Annotated in this window: 21 protein-coding genes, 1 pseudogene and 2 riboswitches; of the genes and pseudogenes, 11 read left to right on the forward strand and 11 right to left on the reverse strand. The window is 55.1% G+C overall.

Going from position 1 to position 24,758, the window contains the following annotated elements; translation table 11 throughout:
• Window positions 1-359 precede the first annotated feature (359 nt).
• Window positions 360-1,523, reverse strand: coding sequence for a sensor histidine kinase (locus tag NST04_RS06745; RefSeq protein ID WP_341183667.1), 1,164 nt, complete (start codon window positions 1,521-1,523; stop codon window positions 360-362).
• Between the two features lie 194 nt (window positions 1,524-1,717).
• Here NST04_RS06745 and NST04_RS06750 point away from each other — a divergent pair, with 194 nt between their 5' ends.
• The 7 genes and pseudogenes from NST04_RS06750 to NST04_RS06780 all read left to right on the forward strand — a co-directional run bounded on the left by NST04_RS06750 (window position 1,718) and on the right by NST04_RS06780 (window position 7,153).
• Window positions 1,718-2,653 carry an ABC transporter ATP-binding protein gene (locus tag NST04_RS06750; protein WP_341183668.1) on the forward strand — a complete coding sequence of 312 codons (936 nt, stop codon included), beginning with the start codon at window positions 1,718-1,720 and terminating at the stop codon, window positions 2,651-2,653.
• 15 nt (window positions 2,654-2,668) lie between these two features.
• The gene (locus tag NST04_RS06755) at window positions 2,669-3,835 is read left to right on the forward strand and encodes an ABC transporter permease (protein WP_341183669.1); all 1,167 of its coding nucleotides are present in this window, start codon (window positions 2,669-2,671) and stop codon (window positions 3,833-3,835) included.
• A complete protein-coding gene (locus NST04_RS06760; protein ID WP_341183670.1) occupies window positions 3,828-4,988 on the forward strand; it encodes an ABC transporter permease in 1,161 nt (386 codons plus the stop codon). The genes NST04_RS06755 and NST04_RS06760 overlap by 8 nt, the downstream gene beginning before the upstream one ends.
• A gap of 107 nt (window positions 4,989-5,095) precedes the next feature.
• On the forward strand, window positions 5,096-5,419 hold the full coding sequence (locus NST04_RS06765; protein WP_341183671.1) for an L-rhamnose mutarotase: 324 nt from the start codon (window positions 5,096-5,098) through the stop codon (window positions 5,417-5,419).
• Between the two features lie 150 nt (window positions 5,420-5,569).
• Window positions 5,570-5,770 (forward strand): annotated as a pseudogene (locus tag NST04_RS06770) (cation:proton antiporter domain-containing protein); the annotation flags it as partial.
• Window positions 5,771-5,861: 91 nt separating this feature from the next.
• Window positions 5,862-6,692 (forward strand): hypothetical protein, encoded by an 831-nt coding sequence (locus NST04_RS06775; RefSeq protein WP_341183672.1) that lies wholly within the window; start codon window positions 5,862-5,864, stop codon window positions 6,690-6,692.
• A gap of 140 nt (window positions 6,693-6,832) precedes the next feature.
• The gene (locus NST04_RS06780; protein WP_341183673.1) at window positions 6,833-7,153 is read left to right on the forward strand and encodes a hypothetical protein; all 321 of its coding nucleotides are present in this window, start codon (window positions 6,833-6,835) and stop codon (window positions 7,151-7,153) included.
• A gap of 333 nt (window positions 7,154-7,486) precedes the next feature.
• Here the strand turns inward: NST04_RS06780 and NST04_RS06785 are convergent, their stop codons facing one another.
• From NST04_RS06785 to NST04_RS06800, 4 genes are all read right to left on the reverse strand, one after another.
• Complete coding sequence (locus tag NST04_RS06785; protein WP_076161251.1) at window positions 7,487-8,284, reverse strand: ABC transporter permease; 798 nt, start codon at window positions 8,282-8,284, stop codon at window positions 7,487-7,489.
• Window positions 8,285-8,303: 19 nt separating this feature from the next.
• Window positions 8,304-9,113 carry an ABC transporter permease gene (locus NST04_RS06790; protein WP_341183674.1) on the reverse strand — a complete coding sequence of 270 codons (810 nt, stop codon included), beginning with the start codon at window positions 9,111-9,113 and terminating at the stop codon, window positions 8,304-8,306.
• Window positions 9,091-10,140 (reverse strand): ABC transporter ATP-binding protein, encoded by a 1,050-nt coding sequence (locus NST04_RS06795; RefSeq protein ID WP_341185197.1) that lies wholly within the window; start codon window positions 10,138-10,140, stop codon window positions 9,091-9,093. Before NST04_RS06795 ends, NST04_RS06790 begins: the two co-directional genes overlap by 23 nt.
• A 175-nt stretch (window positions 10,141-10,315) precedes the next feature.
• Window positions 10,316-10,666 carry a hypothetical protein gene (locus NST04_RS06800; protein WP_341027288.1) on the reverse strand — a complete coding sequence of 117 codons (351 nt, stop codon included), beginning with the start codon at window positions 10,664-10,666 and terminating at the stop codon, window positions 10,316-10,318.
• A gap of 209 nt (window positions 10,667-10,875) precedes the next feature.
• Between NST04_RS06800 and NST04_RS06805 the strand changes: the two genes are divergently transcribed.
• Window positions 10,876-11,649 (forward strand): LuxR C-terminal-related transcriptional regulator, encoded by a 774-nt coding sequence (locus NST04_RS06805; RefSeq protein WP_341183675.1) that lies wholly within the window; start codon window positions 10,876-10,878, stop codon window positions 11,647-11,649.
• A gap of 107 nt (window positions 11,650-11,756) precedes the next feature.
• Here the strand turns inward: NST04_RS06805 and gcvPB are convergent, their stop codons facing one another.
• From gcvPB to gcvT, 3 genes are read right to left on the reverse strand one after another with little or no spacing between them, the layout of a single operon-like run.
• Window positions 11,757-13,217, reverse strand: coding sequence for an aminomethyl-transferring glycine dehydrogenase subunit GcvPB (gene gcvPB / locus NST04_RS06810; protein WP_341183676.1), 1,461 nt, complete (start codon window positions 13,215-13,217; stop codon window positions 11,757-11,759).
• Window positions 13,214-14,566 (reverse strand): aminomethyl-transferring glycine dehydrogenase subunit GcvPA, encoded by a 1,353-nt coding sequence (gene gcvPA, locus NST04_RS06815; protein WP_341183677.1) that lies wholly within the window; start codon window positions 14,564-14,566, stop codon window positions 13,214-13,216. The genes gcvPB and gcvPA overlap by 4 nt, the downstream gene beginning before the upstream one ends.
• A complete protein-coding gene (gene gcvT / locus NST04_RS06820; RefSeq protein ID WP_341183678.1) occupies window positions 14,563-15,687 on the reverse strand; it encodes a glycine cleavage system aminomethyltransferase GcvT in 1,125 nt (374 codons plus the stop codon). The genes gcvPA and gcvT overlap by 4 nt, the downstream gene beginning before the upstream one ends.
• Window positions 15,688-15,767: 80 nt before the next feature.
• A riboswitch (glycine riboswitch) is annotated at window positions 15,768-15,868 on the reverse strand.
• Between the two features lie 3 nt (window positions 15,869-15,871).
• Window positions 15,872-15,969: riboswitch (glycine riboswitch) on the reverse strand.
• Window positions 15,970-16,153: 184 nt separating this feature from the next.
• On the opposite strand from gcvT, the gene gcvH reads away from it, so the two are divergent.
• Window positions 16,154-16,546, forward strand: a complete 393-nt coding sequence (gene gcvH, locus NST04_RS06825) for a glycine cleavage system protein GcvH (protein WP_036721148.1) — start codon at window positions 16,154-16,156, stop codon at window positions 16,544-16,546.
• Between the two features lie 97 nt (window positions 16,547-16,643).
• Here the strand turns inward: gcvH and NST04_RS06830 are convergent, their stop codons facing one another.
• From NST04_RS06830 to NST04_RS06840, 3 genes are all read right to left on the reverse strand, one after another.
• The gene (locus tag NST04_RS06830) at window positions 16,644-17,276 is read right to left on the reverse strand and encodes a hypothetical protein (protein WP_341183679.1); all 633 of its coding nucleotides are present in this window, start codon (window positions 17,274-17,276) and stop codon (window positions 16,644-16,646) included.
• A gap of 83 nt (window positions 17,277-17,359) precedes the next feature.
• Entirely contained in the window at window positions 17,360-18,256 is an 897-nt protein-coding gene (locus NST04_RS06835) for a flagellar motor protein MotB (protein ID WP_341183680.1), read from the reverse strand.
• Entirely contained in the window at window positions 18,253-19,038 is a 786-nt protein-coding gene (locus NST04_RS06840) for a flagellar motor protein (RefSeq protein WP_341183681.1), read from the reverse strand. The genes NST04_RS06835 and NST04_RS06840 overlap by 4 nt, the downstream gene beginning before the upstream one ends.
• 181 nt (window positions 19,039-19,219) lie before the next feature.
• Here NST04_RS06840 and uvrB point away from each other — a divergent pair, with 181 nt between their 5' ends.
• Both uvrB and uvrA read left to right on the forward strand, forming a co-directional pair.
• Complete coding sequence (gene uvrB, locus NST04_RS06845; RefSeq protein ID WP_341183682.1) at window positions 19,220-21,211, forward strand: excinuclease ABC subunit UvrB; 1,992 nt, start codon at window positions 19,220-19,222, stop codon at window positions 21,209-21,211.
• A 480-nt stretch (window positions 21,212-21,691) separates the two neighbouring features.
• Window positions 21,692-24,568: an excinuclease ABC subunit UvrA gene (gene uvrA / locus NST04_RS06850; RefSeq protein ID WP_341183683.1), complete on the forward strand. Its 2,877-nt coding sequence runs from the start codon at window positions 21,692-21,694 to the stop codon at window positions 24,566-24,568.
• The last annotated feature ends 190 nt before the right edge of the window (window positions 24,569-24,758 follow it).

Raw genomic sequence — 24,758 nt, forward strand, 5'->3', positions numbered from 1 at the left:
TTCTCCCGCTGCCCGTCCCGGCGAACTTGATGAGTGTATGCGAACTCTCAGGTAAGCTCCATCTCTTGCTACAGTACGAGCGAATAGTAGGACAGCAGATCAGTTTGTTGATGTTCTAGCATGGGAAAATAGTTGGATTTACAACACTTGCTGATTAGCAAATGCCCTCTCTGGGGACAACAGTTGGACAAACGACACTTAATTACTCCCAATTCGTCCGTCAGCATCACAACCAGCAACAGCAGATGCAGTTTTTCCAACCAATTTCCCAAAATCATCGGAACCTGTGAAATTAAGATGCGTTTTTCCACTTGCTTCTGGCAGAGGGGGAGCAGCCGCCCCCTTCCCCTACTCCCCGTTCAGCGCAGCACTCTCTCCGGCTGCCGATACACCGGCAGCCGGGTAACAACCGTGAACTGCGGCTCCAGCCGCAGCTCCAGCGTCCCGCCCACCATGGAGCAGCGCTCGCTCATGCCCTTCATGCCCATCCCGCTGCTGCCCGGCAGACGGCTCAGCGGTTCAGCTTCGGGCAGCTTCCCGTTATTGCCGGTCTCCATCCGCACCTCATGCTCCGTATAGGTGATCTCCACCCATACGGAGCTGGCCTGCCCGTGCCGCAGTGCATTGGTGATGGCCTCCCGGGCATTGGTGTACAGCACAACCTGAAGGCTCGGATAGAGCGGATAAGGAATCCCTTGCACCATATAGGAGGTGGCAATACCTGTATCGCGGCCCACTTCTTCCAGCAGCCGGTCCAGCGCATAGGCTCCTTCAAGCTGCGGAGCAGGGTTAATCCGCTTCAGCGCCGCACGCATATCGTCCATACTGCCCGAGAGCTGATCCCGGATCTGGTTCATCATCTGCAGTCCCGTTTCCGGTGCGGCAGGGAGGGTGTGGATGGCCGCTTCGGTCATCATCTTGACCCGGATCAGCCGGTGCCCGATGTCATCATGCAGCTGACGGGCAATCCGCACACGTTCTTCTGCCTGCGCAGCCACCTCTATTTGCGAGGTGAACTGGAGCAGCCTTGCGCGTGCTTCTTCCAGCTCGAAATGCTTTTTGCGCAGCTCATCATAGAGGAATAAGGTATCGGCACGCCCGCGCCCTGTCCGGAGCAGCAGCAGGTTCAGGCCGGCACCCAGCAGGAAGGTAAGGTTCGTGAACACAAGCACTGCCGGAGCCGCATTCAGCAGGGCAGCATTCAGCAGGGCCAGATGAATACAGAAGAAGGTAAGGGCTGTATTCTTGGGCTGCCGCCGGGAATAGGAGATCACCGCAGACAAGGCCGGAAAAACCATCAGCGGCCCGTATTCATAACAAAGCCAGGCAGTGAGGACCAGCTCCATGCCTCCGGTCAGTGCGGCGAGAGATCCGGATGTCTTTGCACCCAGTGTGACCAGCAGCATCAGCAGCATGAAATGCAGAGTGAACCTGTCATAGTCGGCGAATTCATAGACTTGAATCGAGAAGATCGCCGGGATGATCAGCAGGCTATAGCGCAGCAGTATCAGTTCTCTGGTCAAGTAGGCTCATCCTTTTAGATAAAATATCGCTTATTCTTCAACATGCTTCTCAGGTACATCCATCTTAGCATAAGAGTACTGCTCTTCAGGAGATGACTTTCGTCACCTGCGGATCATGACCTTTAGTACCTTCGGCTGTGCCTGCCCTACTGTACAATAAGAATACGAGAATGAAGGAATAGGGGGCATCGGCAATGGCACTTGCAGTACTGAGCGATGTTGTGAAGAGATATGACGGTAAGCTGATTGTGGATCACGTGAATTTCAATATACAGGAGGGTGAAATCTTCGGCCTGCTGGGCCCGAACGGTGCCGGAAAAAGCACGACCATCAGCATGATCTGCGGGCTGCTTCAAGCCGACAGCGGCGAGATCCGGATCGACGGGCTGTCCGTAAGAGAGCGGCCGCTTGAGGTGAAGAAGCGGATTGGCCTTGTGCCCCAGGAGCTGGCATTATACGAGAATATGTCGGCAACCGATAATGTAAGCTTTTTCGGCAGGCTCTATGGGCTGCGCGGACAGCTGCTGAAGGAGCGGACCCGGGAAGCGCTGGAGTTCACCGGTCTTAGCGACCGGGCCAAGGATAAGCCGTCCACCTTCTCGGGAGGGATGAAAAGACGGCTGAATATCGCCTGCGCCATCATGCACCGGCCGCGCCTGATTATTATGGATGAACCCACAGTCGGCATTGATCCGCAGTCGCGCAATCATATTCTGGAATCCGTGAAGGCTCTGAATAAGATGGGGTCGTCGGTGATCTACACCAGCCATTATATGGAGGAGGTAGCTGCGATCTGTGACCGGGTAGCCATTATGGACCAGGGGCATATCATTGCCTGCGGTACGGAGAACGAGCTGCGCGAACGGGTGGCCCACGAGGAGAAAATCGTTGTGAAGGCAGCGGGCGTCACCCCTGCCTTAATGAACGAACTGGGGCAGCATCCCCGGATCAACCGGGTAGAAGCGGTGCAGGATGCGATTGAGCTGTATCTTCCCTCCTCGCAAAGTGCGCTCCAGGATATTCTGTTTATTTTCTCCAAGCACGAAGGGGTCATTTCCTCCCTGAATATTGAAGAGCCGGATCTGGAGACCTTGTTCCTTAGTCTGACCGGCCGGACCTTGCGGGACTAGAGAGGGGGGATAGGTGTGAATATCTGGATCATTATGGGGTTTGAGCTGCGCAGGCAGCTCCGTTCACGCACATTGCTGCTTAATATGTTCCTGCTGCCGCTGGTGCTGATCTTCCTCTTGGGCGCTTCGCTCTCCGGGGTGGTCGGAGTACAGGGGGCAGATGAGATCAAGCCTGTACGAGTAGCTATTGTGAATAACGGAGGCGGAGGGGCAGAGGCATCAGCGATTCTTACAGCTTTTCTGGAGACGCCTGAGGTGAAGGGGCTCATTATTCCTGTCAAGACAGAGAGCCGTGAAGCCGCAGAGAGCGGGCTGCGCACCAGTAAATTTGCCTATGGCGTTATTGTCCCTCCGGGCTTTGACCAGGAGGTGCAGAGCGGTAAGAAGGCGAGCCTGGAGTTCATTCTGGGCAGGAGCCATGACGATAACCGGGTAGCGGGAACAGCCTTCGACAATCTGCTGATGGAGCTGAATTATAAGCAGGCGGCAGCCGTTACGCTTGGGCCGCAGGCGCTTACAGCGACTTCGGCACCTGCCGGGAAGCCGGGGGTGGTGCTGGGAGATCTGAACAATGGCGGGAGGACCTATTCGGCGGCCCAATTCTATGCGGCGTCCATGCTGCTGATGTTCCTGATGTACAGCGGACTTACTGTGGCAGCCTCACTTTTTAACGATAAAGAGAACCATACGCTGTTCAGAATCCATTCCATGCCGGTAAAAGACAGTCATCTGTTCATTGGCAAAATACTCGGCGTAGGCCTGGTCAGCATCCTGCAGTGCCTTACGATTATTCTGCTGTCTGACTGGCTGTTCGGGGTCTATTGGGGCAACCGCCCGGGACTGCTGCTGCTGTTCTGTCTGCTGATGATTGCCGCCTCCATGACGCTGGGCGTACTGATCTGCCTCTTCAGCCGGACCTCGGCGACTGCAACGAACATCATTAGTGTCCTGACTATAGTGATGACCTTCGTCAGCGGTGGAATGGCGCCGCTTCCCGATTCCTGGGTGAACAGCGCAGGTGCATTCACGCTCAACCATTGGGTGCAGCAGGCGTTCATCCGGATGATGCTGCATTCCGGTCTGGATCAGCTTTTGCCGAATCTGTGGGTGATGTGCTTCATCAGCGCGGCATTATTCGCGGCAGTGATTGTCTCATACCGGAAGGTGGGTTACCGTGGATAAAATATTAATTATTGCCTGGAATATGATTAGACGAAGCATTGGCACCTTCAGGGGGCTTATGGTATTCATTCTGCTTCCCGGCGTAGTGGTGGCAGCGATTATCTCCCTTACCGGAGGGATGGCGGAGGGACCGGCAACTGTGCTGTATGCCAACTCGGATACGGGGGCAGCCGGCAGACATTTGATTACGGAGCTGGAGCAGGCCGGAGAATATAGGTTCGAGCCGCGCAGCAGCGAGGCCGTTTTGAAGGAAGCGACCATTAAGCAGGAGGGAACCGTGGGGGTGTTCATTCCTGCGGGGTACACTGCCGCCTTACTGGCGGGGGAGCCGCCGCAGATCAGCATCTATGAGCTGCGGGCAAGTGAAAGCTCAATCATGATGAAGCTGAAGATCACCGCCACTGCCGCTCAGATTGCCGAAGCAGCGCATACCGTTACTGCCGCAAGCGGAGGAACAGGCGATATGCAGGCGCAGCTCGCTGCTGTGCTGAAGCAGTCGGAGCAGCACAACGTGGTCGGCACCCGCACCGATTATGATCTCTATCCGCGGCAGACGCTGGGCGTGGTTACAGGGATGACGCTCATGTTCCTGATGGCACTGGTGACCAGCTCCGTCTCCCAGATCACAGATGACCGCAGAGGGCGTACCATGATGCGCATGTTCAGCGCGCCGGTCCGTTCTTACGAAATTGCGCTTGGCAACTTCCTGGGCAGCTTCCTTGTAGGAATGATTCAGATTCTTGTCGTGCTGGTCCTGGGAAAATGGGTGCTCCGTTACGATTACGAGATGCCGCTCTTTCTCTACTTCCTGGTTCTGGCGGCCTTCATGCTGGTATCTATGGGCATCGCCAGCACCGTTGCAGGCCTGATCCGCAATCCGCGGAATGCGGGGATGCTGAATTCGCTGATTCTTACCCCGACCTGTATGCTGGGCGGCTGCTTCTGGCCCGTCTCCATCATGCCGGAATATATGCAGAAGCTGGCCAACTTTACACCGCAGAAGTGGGCCATTCAGGCGGTAGACATTGCCGCAACCGGCGGCGGCTGGAATGAACTGTGGCTGCCGTTTGCGATCCTTGGCCTGATGGCTGCCGTTCTGCTGGCGATTGGCTCTGCCATTCTCCGTCCGAATGAAGCGGGAATCAGCACCTGAGAACAAGCGTATCCTAGCTACCTTCCATGTCTAAATCAGACATATTCAAACTATATAATTATGTGATATGATCGGATCAAAGGAATATATGACAAGGGGATGCTAGGATGGGCAGTAATAAGCTGGCTTGGACCTGGAAGGTGAAAGAGGAATGCCTGGAGGAATACGTACAGATGCATCTGGAGCCGTGGCCGGAGATTCTGGAGGAGCACAGCAAGGCGGGCATCCGCAATTATTCGATTTTTCAGAACGGCAACCAGTTCTTCTATTGCTTTGAATGTGATGATACGGAAGCTGCGTTCGCCTATATTGCCGGGAGTGATGCCTGCAACCGCTGGAATGCGATCACCTCGAAGATGGTCGAAGGTTCCTTTGATTTCAACGACGCGGTTCCGATGGTGCCGCTGCGTGAGGTCTTTTATCTGAAGTAGTCCGGTTTACAGCAATATTCATTGGAGCTATCTTGGAGAGAATCGTTTGAAGTGAGCTGAATATTTCAGTGTTATTAGGAGGAGCCTGTCACGCAGGCTTCTCTTTGTCGTTTTACGTGTTTTTTAGGAGAAAAGGAGTGAAAATAGTAAGCTCGGCGGACCGGGTTCAATACGTGTTCCTCGCTCATTATCGGCGCAGACATGATCTCCAGAGGCGAAGTCGCCCTGATTATAGCCGCCACCGGTCTTGCGAGCGGACTGCTGCTGCCGCAGTGTTTTACCAGCGTGATTATTGCTGTAATGGTAACCACACTCGCCACGCCGCCGCTGCTCAAGGGAATGTTCCGGTGACTATTTTTTAAAGGAAATAAGACAATCTCTAAATTTGTGGACCGTGATAATCTTATATAATGGATTGTACTCAAAAAACGATTAGAGGGGAATGAGTCCAATCCGGTCTACAGCTACAACACTGGCAGCGGGCGCGGTCCTGTCGCTTAGCCTGCTGCTTGGATGCAGCAGCCAAAATACAACCGTCACCGGTACTCGGGCGGCAGAACCGGCTCCATCTGCCTTAGCGTCTGCTTCTGCATCGCCGTCTGCAACTCCTACTGCTTCTGCACAGACTGTGTCATCTGCACCAACTGCTTCTGCAGCGGTTCCGGCAGCTACGGCTGGCTTGTTAAATCAGGTTCAGCCCGAAGCTCCGGGCAATCTGGTAATTGCTGATTCCGTTAATGCTGCGGGAACCATCCGCGCGAGAAGCGCAGCCGGGCAAGGCGAGCTGCTGATGATCGCAAGCGGCCCCGAGGAGCGGGGCCACTTGGAGGTATCCAGCAATTACGGTCTCGAAGGGGAGCAGACCTATCAGGCTGATTACTCTATTGTATACCGGACGGGGAAGCAGGATCAGGTATTGCTTAAGCTGCCTGCCTTCTTGTTCGTACAGCCAACTGACCGTGTGCTGGAATTTGCCGTGGTCTCCTTTGCAAAGGCAGAAGTCTATCTGCTTGCTCCCCAATATAAATCGGGACATGGGCTGGTTGCTTACGCCTTTGCCAGGGAGAAGGAGAGGGGAGAAATATTTCCGTTATCCTTCAAGCAAGGGGAGATCATACACGATACACTGGTCTACTCCGAGCTGCCGCCGTTCCCGGCCAACCAGAATGAACAGTTAGTGGTGCACTTGCCACAGGGTGCCGGGGGCGAACCGGGACCAGGACCACAGAGTTATGAGCTGGACCTCGATAAGCGGCAATTTGTTGCACAGTAGAACGAAGTAGAGTAAAACCTCCCTTGTATCTGGAGTTTTTCTTCCAGGTAACCAAAGGGAGGTTTTTTAATATAGTAAGATACTGAAAATCAGAGGGGAGTGATTCGGGAGGTTGGCGGAGGCAGGCGGAGGTATGCCGGATGAGCAGAATGAAAGGGATAAATCCCTCAGATGTTGCTGGAAGTGGGTTGGCGAGTGGAATGAGAGGGATAAATCCCTCAGATACGGCTGGAAGTGGGCGGATGGGTGGAATGAAAGGGATAAATCCCTCAGATGTGGCCGGAAGTGGGCGGATGGGTGGAATGAAAGGGATAAATCCCTCAGATGTTGCTGGAAGTGGGTTGGCGAGTGGAATGAGAGGGATAAATCCCTCAGATGCGGCCGGAAGCGGACTGGTGAGTGGAATGGAATGTTGCCAAGTTTGGTTGAAGAAGAGTATTGCTCCGATTGAAGTGCACTAATACACCTGATTTCAGCGAACATACGCCAAAATGGGCAAGTGAAGTGCACTAGTGCCCCTGAATTCGTAGATAGTTGGCTAAATGACTGAATGAGGAGCATTAGTGCTCCTGAAATCCTCAAATGCGCGCCAATCCAGCCAATAAGGTGCACTTCTGCACCTCATCACCCCCAGCACCTCATTCTCCTTGCCCCGGTTACTGGCAGCTACCCCACCTCTCGCCGGAACCCGCCGCAAGTGAGCGGCGGACTGACATACCGCTGGAACCCGCCGCAAGTGAGCGGTGGACTGCCGTACCTCCACACTGTCACACCCGCCACACCCGCCACACCCCTCAGTTCCCCGTACTCTCATACCGGGACAACCCGTACCGGAATACTCCGTAAGCCGCAGCTGCGCTTCCGATAGCTGCGACAGGGGCGAGGAGCCACCAGCCGGACCAGCCGCTTTTGCCGAAAATATAGGTTGCCGGGTAGAAGCTGATGAACGCATAGGGCAGCACCGTCGAAATAAAGATGCGGATCGCCTGCGGAAACAGGGTAATCGGGTATTTAGCCAGATCTGACAGATTATGCACCATCAGCGGGAACGCATTCCCGGCATTGCGAATCCAAAAGGCCGCCGAGTTGCCCATGAGATTAATGGATACCCTGATAATCACCGCTGTGACGAACAGCAGGATAAGAATAGCGGCCTTACCCGCAGTCCAGTGGATAGGGCTGTGCATGAGCGACTGCCAGATGATCACTCCGCCGATGAGCAGATTGCCGAGTCCGTTAATCCCAATCCCCGTGCAGAACACCTGAAGAACCACCGGCACCGGCCGCAGCAGATAACGGTCCAGCTCCCCTGTGTTGACCAGCCTGCCCAACCGCCAGCTTCCCTCGAAGAACAGCGAACCCGCCCCCTCCGTCAGGAAGATCATGGCGTACATGAAGGTGACCTCCCAGAACTGCCAGCCCTGAATGTCCGGAATCCGGTCATAAATCACCCACAGGAACACGAATCCCAGAACCTGCGTCAAGGCCGCCGAGCACATTAGGATATAAAAGTCTTTGTTATACTCCAGAATTGCCTTAAGCTGCTGCACATATAGCCTTCTATAGAGATAGAGCATTTGCGATATTTTCATTCTGCGTCCTCCTTCCGCCTTAGCCTCCATGAATGGTCACCTGGCGGACCGCCCAGTTCCACATGGCTTTGCCCGCCATCCAGAGCGCTGCCCCCCAAAAGAGCTGAATCCCGATCAGCCGCAGGCTCTCCCACGTATCTGCCTGCTGCAGGAAGATCATCGTTGGCGTATGAATGATGGCCTGGAAGGGCAGCAGCAGCGCCAGCTTTTCCAGCCAATCCGGGAAGAAGGCCAGCGGCACCAGCGCGCCCGACAGCAGGTTAGTAAGCGCAATCCGCGTCCAGACAATCCCTAGTGACCCCGTCGACCAGAAGCATAACAGAGCCGCCAGATAGACCACGCCGAATTTGACCACAACCGCGCAGAGCAGACTGACCGCAAACAGCAGATAGACGACCGGCGAGTGGGGGAAGGTTACTCCGGTAAGGAAGGTGGCGAACACGATCAGCAGAATTGTGCTCATCGCCCCCTCCAGCAGACTTGCACCTAAGGTCTCAGCGAATCGGGCCGTCTGAAAATCAATCGGCTTCAACAGGTCCATGGCGACGCTGCCGTCCAGGATTTTGCCGGAGATGGCGGTCTCGGAATACCAGGATAAGACGGAATTGGCCAGGAAGGTTACCAGCAGATAGGTTTTCATCTGATCCCAGGAGTAGCCGCCCACCGCCTCACGCCCGCCATAGATTCCCTGCCAGAGGAAGAAGATCGCGACCAGATTAATGGAGTTTGCGAGCAAATTAATGATGTAGGAGTTCCGGTAGGCCATCACATTTTGCAGAGAACGATTGGCAATACTTCTGTATTTGTTAAGCCGGGCTGCTGTCGTCATGGTGCGCCTGCCCCCTTGCTCCCCGGTGCTCGTTCAAGTCCAGTTGGCCGTCATAGACAGCCTTAATGACCTGCTCAATGTGGGTATCCTCCATACGGAAATCTAGTACCTCCCCATGCTTCATCACCCGGCTGACCACTTCACTGGCGGTATATTCATACCGGTCAAAAGTGACCGAGAACTCCTGGCTGCTCTGCTGTTCCAGCTTCAGCCCGGGACTCTGCTCCAGGAGCTTGTACAACTCCGGCATAGGGGAGCGTACCTGGAAGAAGATGACGCGGTTTTTGGCAAAACGGGCTTTGACCTCGCTCAGCGTACCGTCATAAATGATCGCGCCGTGATCGATAATGACCAGCCGCTTGCACAGATCCTCAATGTCGCCCAGATCATGGGTCGTCAGCATCACGGTCGTCTGCTGCTCCTGGTTGATCTGCTTGATGAACCCGCGGATCTTCTCCTTCACGGATACGTCAAGGCCAATCGTCGGCTCATCAAGATACAGAATCGGCGGATTATGCAGCAGGGCAGCGGCCAGATCGGCACGCATGCGCTGACCCAGCGAGAGCTTCCGCGCGGACAGATGGATGAATTCGCTCATCCCGAGCATTTCGGTGAACAAGTCCATGTTCTTCCTGTAGAGGGCATCCGGAATCTGATAGATATCTTTCAGCAGCGAGAAGGACTCGGCAATCGGAATATCCCACCACAGCTGGGTGCGCTGCCCGAAGACTGCGCCGATCTGGGCGGCGTTTTCCATTCTTTTGCGGTACGGATTGATCCCGTTCACCGAGATACTCCCGGAGGAAGGCATCAGAATGCCGGTCAGCATCTTGATGGTGGTCGATTTACCGGCACCGTTCGGTCCCACGTAGGCCACCGTCTCCCCTGGTTCAATGCTCAGATCCAGCGGCTTGACCGCCACCTTCTCAATATGCCTGGGCAGGAACAGATGCTTCACCGCTCCCTTTAGACCGGGCTCCTTCACCGCCTGCATAAAGGACTTACTCAGTCCTCTGGCTTCAATCATACTCAAGCTTAACCCTCCTGTTCATTACTTTGAAAGCGTTACCGCAGATGACTGCGGAGAAAATATCTGAATCCTCAGCGATCGAAAGACGTAAGAGTAAATATATCACTGAGCCGATGTCGAAAACTATCAGTTTAGGTCGATTTTGCAAAAAAAAGCGGTAACCCCGGATAGCCTACACCAACCGGGATTTACCGCTGCGCTTAAGGAGAGTCTGGACGGCGAACCCTACCAGCAGGGGAAGCGCCAGCTGAACCTCAAGTCTCCAGTCTACTGCGTACAGGTCTACGAGGTTAATCTGCTTCAACAATACATAGGTCACGTTGTATAAGAGGAATGAACAGCTGAAGGTGAGCAGAGGGATCAGATGCAGCGTCCTTTTATTCTGCAGCAGCCGGTATCCCGCAAGGGTTAAGAGTGTATAGCTGGCCATAATGAACAGGGCATAATTACTGCCAAAGCGCAGGAAGGATACCATGGCGGTAGCCAGATTGAGGGCAGTCGATAGATAGCCAATGCGAAGCATGTCGAACCTCCTGGAATTATGTAGAAATATAAGATGAACAGATTTCTACATTTTACAGCGCTAACGCGGGGATTTACAGATCCAATACTGAATGTTCATTATTCCGTAATTGTATGTTATAATGCTTTCTTTTAAAATTGATAATATAGGAATTGGTAAATATGGAGGGATCGTTTGTGAGAGTCTTTAATCAATCAAGAGCATGGAGTATGCCTGGGGATTTAGAAGCTAGCGAACTTGAAGCCTTCCGGCCTCTGGATGCAACTAAGGCCCATGCCCAGGGAGTGATGTCTGCGGCGGGTTCTTCCGAAGAATCCAGGGAGCATATCTATCATAGAGCTATGATTTCTTCGATCCGCAGTGAGATGAACAAATTAAGCCAGCTGCTCTCCATTCCATACGTGGTGTTCCTGACGGACAAGGCGGGGACCATTCTGGAGCTGGTCTATTCTTCTTCGGAGACACGGGCGGAGATGGAGCAGGCGGAGCTGCGTCCGGGGGTCAGCTTAAGCAGGCAACAGGCGGGAATGAATGCCGTATCGCTGGCGATGGAGATGAACTGCATCGGGGTGGTGCGGGGAACGGAGCATACGGATCAGACCTTCCGGGACTGGAACTGTGTATGCGCTCCACTGCAGGATGATGATAGCGTTTACGGGTATGTTGATATTTCTTTTAATAGAGGAGAGCCGATAGAGTTCGCCATTCCCTTCGTACAGCAGATTGCCGAGAATATCATGGAGAAGTGGATGGAGAAGAACCCGGAGATGCAGCGGTACCGGCTGGAAGCTACGCTCTTGGAATATAAGCTGACCGCACGGGAGCAGGAGGTGGCGAGGCTGTGGCTGATGGAGAAGAGCGCACTGCACATCGGGAGCGATCTGGGCATCAGTGAAGGCACCGTGCGCAATATGCTGAAGAGTATTTATAGTAAAATGCGGGTGAATGACCGCTTCCAGTTCGTGAAGCGCCTTACGCCGTAGCGGGCAATTCCGTATTCGGATACATATAAAAGATAGCCGGGTCAGCGATACTGAGGTATCCCTGACCCGGCTATTTGATTTAGAAGCCTAGCTTCCCTGGTAGAAGGTTAACCGCAGGAGCAGTTGAGTACCGGCTTACGCGCGGCCTGCGTCTCATCCAGGCGGCTGATTTCAGTCGTATGCGGTGCGTTAATGACAATCTCTGGCGTCTCCTCGGCTTCCTTAACGATTCGGATCATTGTCTCAATGAAGCCGTCGAGCGTTTCCTTGCTCTCCGTCTCGGTCGGTTCAATCATCATACATTCCTCTACAGTCAGCGGGAAATAGACGGTAGGCGGATGATAACCGAAGTCGAGCAGCCGTTTGGCTACATCGAGGGTACGTACACCGTATTGCTTAAGATTTTTGCCGGACATGACGAATTCATGCTTGCAGACGCCCGGGAAGGGAATCTCGAAGTAAGGAGCCAGCCGGTGCATCATATAGTTGGCGTTCAGCACGGCGTTCTCGGACACCTCACGCAGGCCGTCAGGACCGTAGGTGCGGATATACGCATAAGCACGGACGAGAATCCCGAAGTTGCCGTAAAAGGCTTTGACGCGGCCGATCGATTCCGGCCCGCCGCAGTCCAGCGTAAAGCTGCCGTCCCCGTTCTGTGCCACAGTAGGCTGCGGCAGGAACGGGATCAGCTTCGCCTTCACGCCGACGGGTCCGGCTCCCGGCCCGCCGCCGCCGTGCGGCGTACTCATCGTTTTGTGCAGGTTGAGATGCACGACATCGAAGCCCATATCGCCCGGGCGGGTGATGCCCATAATCGCGTTGGAGTTCGCTCCGTCATAATAGAGCAGTCCGCCCGCTTCGTGGACAATCGCGGCGATCTCGACGATCTGCGTCTCGAAGAGTCCGAGGGTACTCGGGTTCGTGAGCATCAGCGCAGCAGTGTCGCTGCCGACAGCTGCCTTCAGCGCCTCAAGGTCAACCATACCCTTGTCATTGGACGGGATGGTGACTGTCTCAAGGCCGGCGGCTGCGGCGCTTGCCGGGTTGGTACCGTGCGAGGAATCGGGCACGATGACCTTGGAACGGATCTCGCCGCGGCTCTCATGGTAGGCGCGGATCATCATCAGGCCGGTCCACTCGCCGTGGGCACCGGCAGCAGGCTGCAGGGATACGGCATCCATGCCGGTCAGGGCGGCGAGATCCTTTTGCAGCGTGTACATCAGTTCAAGCGCACCCTGGATGCTCTCCTCCGGCTGGTACGGATGGATCTTGGAGAGTCCGGGGAAGCGGGCGACATCCTCGTTGATCTTCGGGTTGTATTTCATCGTGCAGGAGCCGAGCGGATAGAAGCCGTTATCGACTCCGAAGTTGCGGCGGGACAGGGCGGTATAGTGGCGGATCACATCCACCTCGGATACCTCCGGCAGCACAACCGGCTCACTGCGCAGCAGCCCTCCGGGAATGAGTGAGTCAAGACCTTCTTCCTGCGGCACATCACACAGAGGCAGGGAGTAGGCCGAGCGGCCGGGACGGCTTAATTCAAAAATCAGACTTTGTTCCGGTTTCATACACAGCCCTCCAGTGCGCTTGCGAATTCGTCAATTTCGGTCTTGCTTCGTTTCTCCGTTACGGCCACCAGCATATGTCCGGCCAGCTCGGGATAATCCCGGCCTAAGTCATAACCGCCCAGATAGCCTTCCTTCAGCAGCTTGGAGTTCACCGCACTCACACTGCTGCCCTCCGGGAGCTTCAGGACGAATTCATTGAAGAACGGGGCAGTGAAGACGCGCTCTGCACCGGTGATTTCAGCCAGCCGCCCGGCAGCATAGTGGCTCTTGCGGATGTTCAGCTCACCTACCTCGCGCATGCCCTCCTTGCCCATCACGGACAGGTAGACGGAGGCGCACAGCGCCAAAAGCGCCTGGTTGGAGCAGATATTCGAGGTCGCCTTCTCCCGGCGGATATGCTGTTCGCGGGCTTGCAGGGTCAGCACGAAGCCGCGCTTGCCATTCCGGTCAACCGTCTGGCCGACGATCCGGCCCGGCATCCGGCGCATAAGCGGCTCAGCCACCGCGAAGAATCCGCAGGTAGGGCCGCCCAGCGAGGCGGCGATACCCAGCGGCTGCGCGTCGCCGACTACGATGTCTGCGCCAAGCCGTCCGGGGGACTCCAATACGCCAAGTGCAATGGGGTTCGCGCTGACCACGATCAGTCCCTTGACCGCATGGATCAGCGGCTCAATCTGGCGCAGATCCTCAATCCCGCCGAAGAAGTTGGGGGACTGGACCAGAACAGCAGCGGTATCGCTGTCAATGGCTTCGGCCAGCCTGGCGAGATCCGTTACCCCGTCAGCATAGTCAATCTCTACAATTTGCAGGCCCCAGGCGTTGGCGGAGGTGCGCAGCACCTGGCGCGCTTCCGGGTGAACGGTACGGGAGACAATCAGCTTCTTGCGCTTGGTTGCGCCTGCGGCCAGCACAGCCGCTTCGGACAGGGCCGTTGCGCCGTCATACATACTGGCATTGGCGACCTTCATCCCGGTCAGCTCACAGATATAGGACTGGAATTCGAAGATGGCCTGAAGCTCACCCTGGCTGATCTCCGGCTGATAAGGGGTGTAGGCGGTATAAAATTCCGAACGGGAAATCACATGGTTGATCACGACCGGAACATGGTGGTCATATAATCCGGCGCCGAGGAAGCTGGTGTGAGTGTCGAAATCGGCGTTCTTGTCTGCGAGCCCCTTCATATGGCGAAGCAGTGCATATTCGTCCAGGGCGCCGGACATCGGCAGGGTCCCCTGGTAACGGACAGACTGCGGAATATCGGCGAACAGCTCATCGATAGACTGGATGCCTACGGTCTCCATCATTTCTGCGCGGTCTTGCTCAGTCATAGGCAGATAGCGGTGCTTCATTGCGGCTTCACTCCTTGGCTTCTTTTGTAGAATGGGGCTTTGATGACGGCAGCCTTGAGCTGCTTGCCGCGAATCTCCACGTACACCTCTGTGCCCGGCTCCGTATAGGCAGCGTCCAGCAGGGCGAGTCCGAGATTCCGCTTCAGGGTAGGGGATTGGGTGCCGGTCGTAACTTCACCGATCTTCACTCCGTCCGCGTACACGGGATAGTGGGAGCGGGGAATGCCGCGGTCGATCATCTCCAGGCCCACAAGACGCCGGGGCAGGCCGGCTTCCTTCTGCTTCAGCAGGGCATCGCGGCCGATGAAGTCCCCTGCGTCCAGCTTCACGAAGAACTGGACACCGGCTTCAAGCGGCGTAATCTCCGCCGACAGCTCCTGGCCGTACAGCGGCAGCTTGGCTTCGAAGCGGAGCGTATCACGTGCGCCCAGGCCGGCAGGCGTCAGGCCATGCGGAGCGCCAGCGGCCAGCAGACCGTTCCAGAGTGCTGCTGCTGTATCGGCGGGGGCATACAGCTCGAAGCCGTCTTCGCCGGTATATCCGGTACGGGAGAGCAGGACGGTGACGCCGCAGACTTCAGCGTGTTCGATGAAGTGGAACGGCTTAAGCTCTGTTAGTGGCACCTGCGTGACCTTGGCCAGAATCGTCTCTGCCAGCGGACCCTGCAACGCGAGCAGCAGCGTCTCATCCGAGATATTCTGCAGGGTGACCCCGCTGAATTCAGCGGTATGATGCTCCTGCAGCCACTGGAAGTCCTTGTCGATATTGGACGCATTGACGACAAGCATGTAACGCTCCCCGCCCAGCCGGTATACAAGCAGATCGTCCACCACTCCGCCGCTTGGGTAGAGCATCAGGGTGTACTGCGCTGCGCCGTCTTCCAGGCGGGTGACATCATTGGTGGTCATTCTCTGCAGGAAGGCTTCAGCGCCGTTCCCGGTAACCATGAATTCCCCCATATGCGAGACATCGAACAGTCCGGCCCGTTCACGGACGGCTTCATGCTCCTTCACGATGCCTGTGAACTGCACCGGCAGCTCCCAGCCGCCGAAATCAATACATCTGGACTCCGCATAAGCGGCATAGAGATCATAAAAAGGCGTTCTTCTCAAAGACTCCATCTTGTCACTCCCTTGGTCTGATTACATACGAAAAAGGACAGGCGAAAGCCATTATGCACGTATGCATAAATGGACTTTCGCTCTGTCCTTGGTACCTGAGAGTTACCCTGCCATGCCGCGCAGGTTTCCCCGTTGGTGATCCGTGAAGCCTGCGGCGCAGGCACCCGGATGCTCTCCAGAGATGCGTCCGGCAAAGGTCCTTTTGCCTGAGAGATTCACCCATCCCGGGCTTACTCCTTCGGCGCTGTCTTCCTGTGAGACAGTCTCTCCCTATGCCATCATTCGCAAACCATATGTTTTTCTACTGACTCCATTAAACCGGGTAACCCTCCGCCCTGTCAATCAAAAAAACGTCAAAAAGTTGACAAATTTAATTTTACTGTCAGTTATATTGACATTAGGCAAGCCGATAACTTAGGCTATAACTAAATTTAGAACTCCAATTACGGAAAAGAGGCGGCTTGGAATGAGTGAAGTGCTTGACAACCTGCTATACAGCGAAGAGCATGAGTGGGCGCAGCAGGGCGAGGGACGCGTAGTACGTGTAGGGATTACGGATCATGCGCAGCATCTGCTGGGCGATATCGTGTTTGTAGAATTTCCGGAAGTGGGCGCGGCGATCTCCGCAGGCGACAGTGTGGGCAGTATCGAATCCGTGAAGACCGTATCGGAGCTATATTCACCCGTATCCGGTAAGGTGACCAAGATCAACGATGCGCTGGAGGCCAGCCCGGAGCTGATCAATGACCAGCCTTACGGGGACGGTTGGATTTTTGAGCTGGAGCTTGATGCAGAGTTCGCAGAGGCAGTAACCGGCCTGCTGGATGCGGCTGCGTACAAGGAACTCGTTGGGGAATAAAAGTTAGCTTATCCGCGAAAGCGCTGAATACGGCAGACTTCTCTTTATTACATTAGATGTTACTAATGTGAGAGGTCTGTCTTTTTGCGTCTGTATCTTATTCCGGGAAGCTAAGCAGACCGGGATAAAGGCCCGGAGCCAGCTGCCACAGCAGGGGCAGAAGAGCCAGACCCGCAATGGAAAATACAGAGCACAGCAGCAGGAAACGGTATCTTTTTCGCGGACGGGTGGCGGGCTTGAGCACGAAATAATACACCCCGGCTGAATAAAACGGGAAAAGCACAGCAGCCGACATCCCCATACAAACGATAAATGTCGCTTCCCCGGCAGAACTGGGGATCATGGCTTCCGGGTTATAGACCGGATTGACTTGTGCAAAGAGGAGAAGAAACGTCGAATACGCGCTCAGCAAAAGCAGGGGGAAACAGCGGATACGCCCATTCCCGGACAAGCCGTAGAGCATCCACCAGACCCCGAACCAAGCCAGGGCGAAGAGAGCTCCGGCAATAAGGTAATCAGCGCCAATTGCAATCAGCTTGTCCAGCGGATAGACGCGGGCCAGGTCTCCCCAGAAGTAACGGGAGGAGAAGAACTGCATGAAGGCGGCAAAAAATCCGACGAAGAGGGTAAGCATCCCCTGGGCAATAATGATCATGATCAGCGAAACTGCCAGCCGCAAAAACCTGAAGAACCCTGCGGCCTCCGACGCCGCTCCGTTTGTATCCTGCATAGCGGTCTATCTCCTTTATTAGCAAATGGATATATGCTTTTGCCGCCTGCCGGTATCTGAGCTGATTCGCTCGCAATTACGTGCTATTCTTCCTCCTGAAGCTGACGCAGCACAATTAGTTCAACCCGGCGGTTCCGCTGCTTTCCCTCGGCGGTTGTATTATCGTAGGCAGGCCGGGTATCGGCATAACCCGCGTACTGGAAGGTATCAGGGCTCAGCCCCTCTTTGTCCAGAAAAAAGCGCAGGACGGACAGCGCACGGGCGCCGGATAGCTCCCAGTTGTCTTTATAGACTGATCCGGGCGTCACGGGAACATTGTCGGTGTGGCCTTCGATGCTGATCGTGGCGCCGATGCCGCGGAACAGGCCCGATAGCTGGCGCAGTGCAGGGAAGGCAGGGGATTTCAACTCAGCCTTACCCGCATCGAACAGGAACCGGTCACTCAGCGTGATGGCAATGCCCTGCGGTTTATCGGCCACAAAAATCTGTTCCCCAAGGTTATTCTCCTCCACATACTGGGTGATGACGCCCATAAGAGCAGCCAGCTTCGCTTCCTGTTCCCGAAAAGCAAGCTCGCGCGCTGACGGCTGGTGTCCCTCCCCGTTTCCTGTTTGTCCGGTTGCAGGATGATCTGCCCCGGTTCCATTCAGCCCGCCCGCATTCGCGGAGCCTGTAGCAGAAGGACCGCCAGCCGTTCCGCCGCCTTCAGTGTTCCCCTTCGAAACGGCATTCCCGGTGATTCCCTGATTGCCCTCCAGCACGCCGTTTCCGCCTTCCAGCACTGCACTTCCGCTACTGAAGGTATCCGATAAGGATCCGCTGACAATGGCATACTTCTGCGAATCCAGGCTGCTCATAGCATACAGAATCACGAAAAAAATAAGCAGAAGCGTGATCAGATCCGCGTAGGTAATCATCCAGCGGTCCCGGCTCTCCTTGCCAGCGGCGGTACGGGGCTGCCGGCGGTTTCTTTGCCTCATAGCGGTTCCCCCGGGCTGGTGCCGATGCTGCGTTTAGGAGCGTCTGTCAGGAAGGGAGCCAACTTTTGCCGGACCAGATGCGGGTGATCCCCGTTCTGCAGGGACAGAATGCCGACGAGCAGCATCTCCATGGTGCCCAGCTCACTTTGGCTGCGGGATTTGATTTTGGAGGCAATGGGTAAAAAGAGTAGATTAGCGCTGGCTACCCCATAGAGTGTTGCTGTAAAAGCTACGGCAATCGACGCGCCCAAATTGGAAGGGTCCGTTAAATTGCTCAGAACCCGGATCAGCCCCATAACGGTGCCGATAATCCCCATGGTTGGTGCATAGCCGCCTGCGGCTTCGAAAATCTTGGCGTACCCTTCATATTTCAGCTCTTTGGCATCCATCCCAAGCTCCAGGATCTGCCGGACCTGATCCGGGTCATTGCCGTCGACAATCAGAAACAGGCCTTCACGGGTGAAGGGATCCGGATGTTCCTCTGCCCGTTTCTCCAGGGCGAGAACACCGCCGCGGCGCGTGAGTGCAGCCATGGCAATCAGCTCTTCGGCTTGTTCCCGGCTGGTATCCCGTTGCCGGCCAAAAGCCAAGCGGAGCGCCGCCGGAATAGTGCGGAGCTTGGACGCCGGGAAGCTGATGAGCACCGCCGCAAGGGTACCGCCGAATACGATCAGGGCTGCATTGGGCTGCAGCAGGCCGGACAGGCTGCCGCCTTCCCACAGAAAACCGCCGATCATAGCGGCAATTCCGGCCAGCAGGCCGAGTATTGTAATGAAATCCATAAATTCAGGCTCCTTAAATTTCTATATATTATGGTTTGCAACAGTCTGGGCAACGCTGTATAATAAACGGGAACGTGCATTCCTATCTTCCATATTTTTCAGCTTGGTATGGATGAAGGATGATTAGGGTTAAAATTATAATATATTCATATATTCTAGACGATAGAGGGGAGACGGGCAAATGAGTGATATTGTCGTCAGTACGAAGACTTTTGCACTGGAGTCCGAGTATACACCCCAGGGCGATCAGCCTCATGCCATAGAAGAGTTATTGGACGGCATCCGGCAGGGCAAGAAGCACCAGACGCTGCTGGGAGCGACAGGTACAGGCAAGACCTTTACCATCGCACAAGTGATTTCCAAGTTGAACCGCCCGACGCTGGTCATTGCGCACAATAAGACGCTTGCTGCGCAGCTGGCGAGTGAGTTCAAAGAATTTTTTCCGAGCAATTCCGTGGATTACTTCGTCAGTTACTACGATTACTACCAGCCAGAGGCGTACATTCCTTCCTCCGATACCTACATTGAGAAAGACTCCAGCATAAATGAAGAAATCGACAAGCTCCGCCACTCGGCAACCAGCTCGCTGTTCGAACGCCGTGACGTTATTATTGTAGCGAGTGTGTCCTGTATTTATGGTCTCGGTTCGCCGCAGGAATACGGAAGCCTGCTGCTTTCGCTGCGTGTAGGAATGGAGAAGCCGCGCAATCAGATTCTGAGCCGGCTTGTAGATATCCAGTATCAGCGCAATGATATTAATTTCGTGCGCGGTACGTTCCGTGTGCGCGGGGATGTGGTTGAGATCTTCCCGGCATCCCAGGGCGAGCATGCGATCCGGGTAGAACTGTTCGGAGACGAGATCGAACGGATTACGGAGATTGATGTTCTGACAGGCGAGCTGATCGGCGAACGCGATCATATCGCGATTTTTCCGGCGTCTCACTTCGTAACCCAGGAAGAGACGATGCGTGTAGCACTGGTCAATATTGAGCGTGAGCTGGAGGAACGGCTGACTGTGCTTCGTGAAGCAGGCAAGCTGCTGGAGGCTCAGCGGCTGGAGCAGCGGACCCGTTATGATATCGAGATGATGAAGGAAGTCGGCTTCTGCTCGGGGATCGAGAACTATTCCGGTCCGCTTACCTTCCGTGAGCCGGGAGCGACTCCTTATACGCTGATGGACTATTTCCCGGATGACATGCTGATTGTGATTGACGAGTCCCATGTGACGCTGCCGCAGATCCGGGCGATGTATAACGGTGACCGTGCGCGTAAGACCGTCCTGGTGGAGCATGGCTTCCGCCTGCCGTCTGCGCTGGATAACCGTCCGCTGCAATTCGAGGAATTCGAAGACAAGGTAAGCCAGATTGTATATGTGTCCGCAACACCGGGCCCTTATGAGATGGAGCATTGCGATACTATGGTTCAGCAGATTATCCGTCCTACCGGTCTGCTTGATCCTATCATTGAAGTGCGTCCTACCGAAGGGCAGATCGATGATCTAATCAATGAAATCCGTGACCGGGTAGAACGCGATGAGCGTGTACTCGTTACCACCCTTACGAAGAAGATGTCTGAAGACCTGACGGACTACTTCAAGGAGATTGGCATTAAGGTACGTTATATGCACTCAGATATCAAGACGCTGGAGCGGATGGCGATCTTGCGTGATCTCCGTCTGGGCACATTCCACGTACTGGTCGGTATTAACCTGCTCAGAGAGGGTCTTGACCTGCCGGAGGTGTCGCTGGTTGCGATCCTGGATGCCGATAAGGAAGGCTTCCTCCGTTCCGAGCGTTCGCTGATCCAGACGATAGGCCGTGCTGCCCGTAACTCAGAGGGCCGGGTCATTATGTACGGGGACCGCATTACGGACTCCATGGAGAAGGCAATGAGCGAGACCCAGCGCCGCCGCGAGATTCAAATCGCCCATAACGAGAAGCACGGGATTACCCCGACGACCATCAACAAGAAGGTGCGCGATATCATCGAGGCGACCAAGGTGGCCGAGTCCAAGGCCGATTACCTCACCGGTGTCGGCGGCAAGCTGAACAAGAAAGACAAACAGAGCCTGATGCAGCGTCTGGAGGCCGAGATGAAGGACGCCGCCAAGAACCTGCAATTCGAACGCGCCGCCGAACTGCGCGATGCCTTGCTTGAATTGCGGGCAGAGTAACCCGGCGCTGAAGTTAACGATCCAGGGAACGGCGCTACTCAGGCCGTTCCTTTTGAAGATAAAGGGGCCATGCCCTTGCGCATCCCGGAGGGACAGCGTACCGTTAAGTTCTTTGCGCATTCCGCAGGAACAGCCCGCAGTTGAGCTCTGAGCGCGTATCCCGAAGGGACAGCGTGCCGTTAAGCTCTTGCGCATTCCGCAGGAACAGCCCGCAGTTAATTTCTTAGCGCGTATCCCGAAGGGACAGCGTTGTCGGCAAGCCACAGCGAGCCGAATCGCTCTAATCGTAGGAGCGGCTCCGTAGGGGTTAGCGGGCCCATTGCCCCAGTAGTCGTCCATTCACCAACCTAATTCCTTCCGCCGAGCTTGCGGGTGTCCAGAGGGTGCAACCCTTGGGGCCCTCCCTTGGAAGGGAGGGTTTGGGAGGGATCGAAAGGTAATGTTTTTCCATTTTAAATTCCCCTTAAAGGAGAGGTACCGTTGGCACATGAAAGTATAGTAATCAAGGGCGCAAGGGCCCATAATCTCAAGAACATCGACGTAACGATTCCGCGTGACCGCTTCGTCGTGCTAACGGGACTGAGCGGTTCAGGTAAATCCTCCCTGGCCTTCGATACCATCTACGCCGAGGGACAACGCCGGTATGTGGAGTCTTTGTCTGCTTATGCCCGCCAGTTCCTGGGCCAGATGGAGAAGCCGGATGTAGATTCCATCGACGGACTCTCCCCGGCCATATCGATTGACCAGAAGACGACGAGCCGTAACCCGCGTTCCACGGTAGGGACGGTTACCGAGATCTATGACTATCTGCGGCTGCTTTTTGCCCGGATCGGCCATCCGCACTGTCCGGATCATGGTATAGAGATTACCTCACAGACCGTGGAACAGATGGTCGACCGGATTATGCAATACCCGGAGAAGACCCGGCTGCAGATTCTGGCCCCGGTCATTTCCGGCCGTAAGGGTGAGCATAAAGGTCTGTTCACAGATATCTCGAAGCAAGGCTTCGTCCGTGTACGTGTGGACGGTGAGCTGCGCGAAGTGACGGAAGATATTGTACTGGAGAAGAATAAGAAGCATACGATTGAGGTTGTCGTTGACCGGATTGTAATTAAGGATGATATTGAGACCCGGCTTACCGATTCCCTGGAGACTGCGCTGAAGCTGTCCGGCGGTCAGATTCTGGTTGATGTGATGGGCCAGGAAGAGCTGCTGTTCAGTGCCAGCTTTGCATGTCCTGTCTGCGGATTCAGCATCGAAGAGCTGGCTCCGCGCATGTTCTCCTTCAACAGCCCCTTCGGGGCTTGTCCTGAGTGTGACGGGCTGGGGATGAATATGGTAGTCGATCCCGATCTGCTGATCCCGGATACAGAGAAATCGATTGAAGAAGGAGCTTTCCTGGCCTGGACAGGCAGTACGTCGAACTACTATCCGCAGTTCCTGAAATCCGTATGCGAGCACTTCAAGATTCCGCAGAATGTACCGGTTAGCAGCCTCTCCCCGGAGCATATGAACAAGCTGCTCCACGGAACGGGCAGCGAGAAGATCCGTTTCCGGTATGAGAACGACTTCGGCCAGCGCAAAGACGCCCTGGTTGCGTTTGAAGGAATTATTCCGAATCTGGAACGCCGGTACCGCGATACAGCCTCCGAAGGAATCCGTGAGTTCATTGAAGGCTTCATGAGCGCTAAGCCCTGCCATTCGTGTAAAGGCAAGCGGCTCAAAAAAGAGATTCTGGCCGTGACCATCAACGAGCGGAACGTTGCCGATGTGACGGATCTTTCGATTGGGGATTGCCTGGACTTCTTCGCAGAACTCCAGCTTAGTGAGAAAGAAACAGCGATTGCCAATCTGATCCTCAAGGAAATCAGCAGCCGGCTCGGTTTCCTGGTGAATGTGGGGCTGAATTATCTGACCCTTAGCCGGGCAGCCGGCTCGTTATCCGGGGGGGAAGCCCAGCGTATCAGGCTGGCAACCCAGATCGGCTCCAGTCTGATGGGTGTCCTCTATATTCTGGATGAGCCAAGTATCGGCCTGCATCAGCGGGATAACGACCGCTTGATTGCTACGCTCGCCCATATGCGCGACTTGGGGAATACGCTCATCGTCGTTGAGCATGATGAGGATACCATGATGGCGGCTGACTATATTATCGACATTGGACCGGGGGCCGGCAAACACGGCGGCCAGGTCATTGCCCAAGGGACCCCGGAGGAGATTATGAAAGACCCCGGTTCCCTGACCGGTGAATACTTGAGCGGACGCAAGTTCATCCCGGTGACTTCCAAGCGGCGGCCAACGGATAATGAACGCTGGATCGAGATCCGTGGAGCGAAGGAGAATAACCTGAAGAATGTGAATGTAAAAATTCCACTCGGCGTCTTCACTGCGGTAACCGGGGTATCCGGCTCCGGCAAATCTTCGCTTATTAACGAGATTCTCTACAAGAGTCTGGCCCGCCAGCTTAACAAGGCTGTCAAGGTCCGTCCCGGCTTGCACAAAGAAATCCGCGGCCTGGAGAATCTGGACAAGGTCATCGAAATTGACCAGTCCCCCATTGGACGTACTCCACGCTCCAATCCGGCTACGTACACTGGCGTGTTCGATGATATCCGTGATCTGTTCTCCAAGACGAATGAGGCCAAGGTGCGCGGCTTCCAGAAGGGGCGCTTCAGCTTCAATGTGAAGGGCGGCCGCTGTGAGGCGTGCCGTGGAGACGGCATTATCAAGATTGAAATGCACTTCCTGCCGGATGTCTATGTACCTTGTGAAGTCTGCAAAGGCAAACGGTATAACCGCGAGACGCTGGAAGTGAAATATAAAGGCAAAAACATCTCGGATGTGCTGGAGATGACGGTGGAGGATGCCACGGAGTTCTTCAAGAATATTCCGAAGATTCACCGCAAAATGCAGACCTTGCTGGATGTAGGTCTGGGCTACATCAACATCGGCCAGCCGGGAACCACCCTGTCCGGCGGCGAAGCCCAGCGTGTGAAGTTGGCTTCCGAGCTGTACCGACGCAGTACCGGCAAGACGCTGTATATCCTGGATGAGCCGACAACCGGTCTTCATGTGGATGACATCGGCCGTCTGCTGGAGGTACTGCACCGCCTGGTCGATTCCGGCGAATCGGTTCTGGTCATCGAGCATAACCTCGATGTCATCAAGACAGCCGACTATATCATCGATATGGGGCCGGAAGGCGGCAGCGGCGGCGGTACTGTCCTTGCTACCGGAACACCAGAGAAGCTGATCAGTGTTGAAGAATCCTACACGGGCCGCTACCTGAAGCCTGTCCTGATCCGTGATACGGAACGTACGCAGGCTATGGAACTGCAGACGTCTGAGACGGTGTAGTCTAATCACCTCATTAACCCGAATACCCCATGTCCCTTCTTACAGAAGAGGCATGGGGTATTTTAATATTGCGGCCAATGTCACGCGGTTCATACGTTTTGGAGAGTCAGAATGCCCTCGATTGAGTTTCTAAGTTGTAGAGCAAACTTAATTGGAAATAAGGCACTTAATACAGCTGAAACGGTGTGTT

It is taken from the genome of Paenibacillus sp. FSL H7-0756 (assembly GCF_038006765.1).
Lineage (GTDB): Bacteria > Bacillota > Bacilli > Paenibacillales > Paenibacillaceae > Paenibacillus_AQ.

Bases quoted from the DNA above. Each gene is read 5' to 3' on its own strand.
- NST04_RS06750 (WP_341183668.1), top strand. From the start codon at position 1,718: ATGGCACTTGCAGTACTGAGCGATGTTGTGAAGAGATATGACGGTAAG.
- NST04_RS06765 (WP_341183671.1), top strand. From the start codon at position 5,096: ATGGGCAGTAATAAGCTGGCTTGGACCTGGAAGGTGAAAGAGGAATGC.
- NST04_RS06775 (WP_341183672.1), top strand. From the start codon at position 5,862: ATGAGTCCAATCCGGTCTACAGCTACAACACTGGCAGCGGGCGCGGTC.
- NST04_RS06780 (WP_341183673.1), top strand. From the start codon at position 6,833: ATGAGCAGAATGAAAGGGATAAATCCCTCAGATGTTGCTGGAAGTGGG.
- NST04_RS06785 (WP_076161251.1), bottom strand. From the start codon at position 8,284: ATGAAAATATCGCAAATGCTCTATCTCTATAGAAGGCTATATGTGCAG.
- NST04_RS06790 (WP_341183674.1), bottom strand. From the start codon at position 9,113: ATGACGACAGCAGCCCGGCTTAACAAATACAGAAGTATTGCCAATCGT.
- NST04_RS06795 (WP_341185197.1), bottom strand. From the start codon at position 10,140: ATGATTGAAGCCAGAGGACTGAGTAAGTCCTTTATGCAGGCGGTGAAG.
- NST04_RS06800 (WP_341027288.1), bottom strand. From the start codon at position 10,666: ATGCTTCGCATTGGCTATCTATCGACTGCCCTCAATCTGGCTACCGCC.
- NST04_RS06805 (WP_341183675.1), top strand. From the start codon at position 10,876: ATGCCTGGGGATTTAGAAGCTAGCGAACTTGAAGCCTTCCGGCCTCTG.
- gcvPB (WP_341183676.1), bottom strand. From the start codon at position 13,217: ATGAAACCGGAACAAAGTCTGATTTTTGAATTAAGCCGTCCCGGCCGC.
- gcvPA (WP_341183677.1), bottom strand. From the start codon at position 14,566: ATGAAGCACCGCTATCTGCCTATGACTGAGCAAGACCGCGCAGAAATG.
- gcvT (WP_341183678.1), bottom strand. From the start codon at position 15,687: ATGGAGTCTTTGAGAAGAACGCCTTTTTATGATCTCTATGCCGCTTAT.
- gcvH (WP_036721148.1), top strand. From the start codon at position 16,154: ATGAGTGAAGTGCTTGACAACCTGCTATACAGCGAAGAGCATGAGTGG.
- NST04_RS06830 (WP_341183679.1), bottom strand. From the start codon at position 17,276: ATGCAGGATACAAACGGAGCGGCGTCGGAGGCCGCAGGGTTCTTCAGG.
- NST04_RS06835 (WP_341183680.1), bottom strand. From the start codon at position 18,256: ATGAGGCAAAGAAACCGCCGGCAGCCCCGTACCGCCGCTGGCAAGGAG.
- NST04_RS06840 (WP_341183681.1), bottom strand. From the start codon at position 19,038: ATGGATTTCATTACAATACTCGGCCTGCTGGCCGGAATTGCCGCTATG.
- uvrB (WP_341183682.1), top strand. From the start codon at position 19,220: ATGAGTGATATTGTCGTCAGTACGAAGACTTTTGCACTGGAGTCCGAG.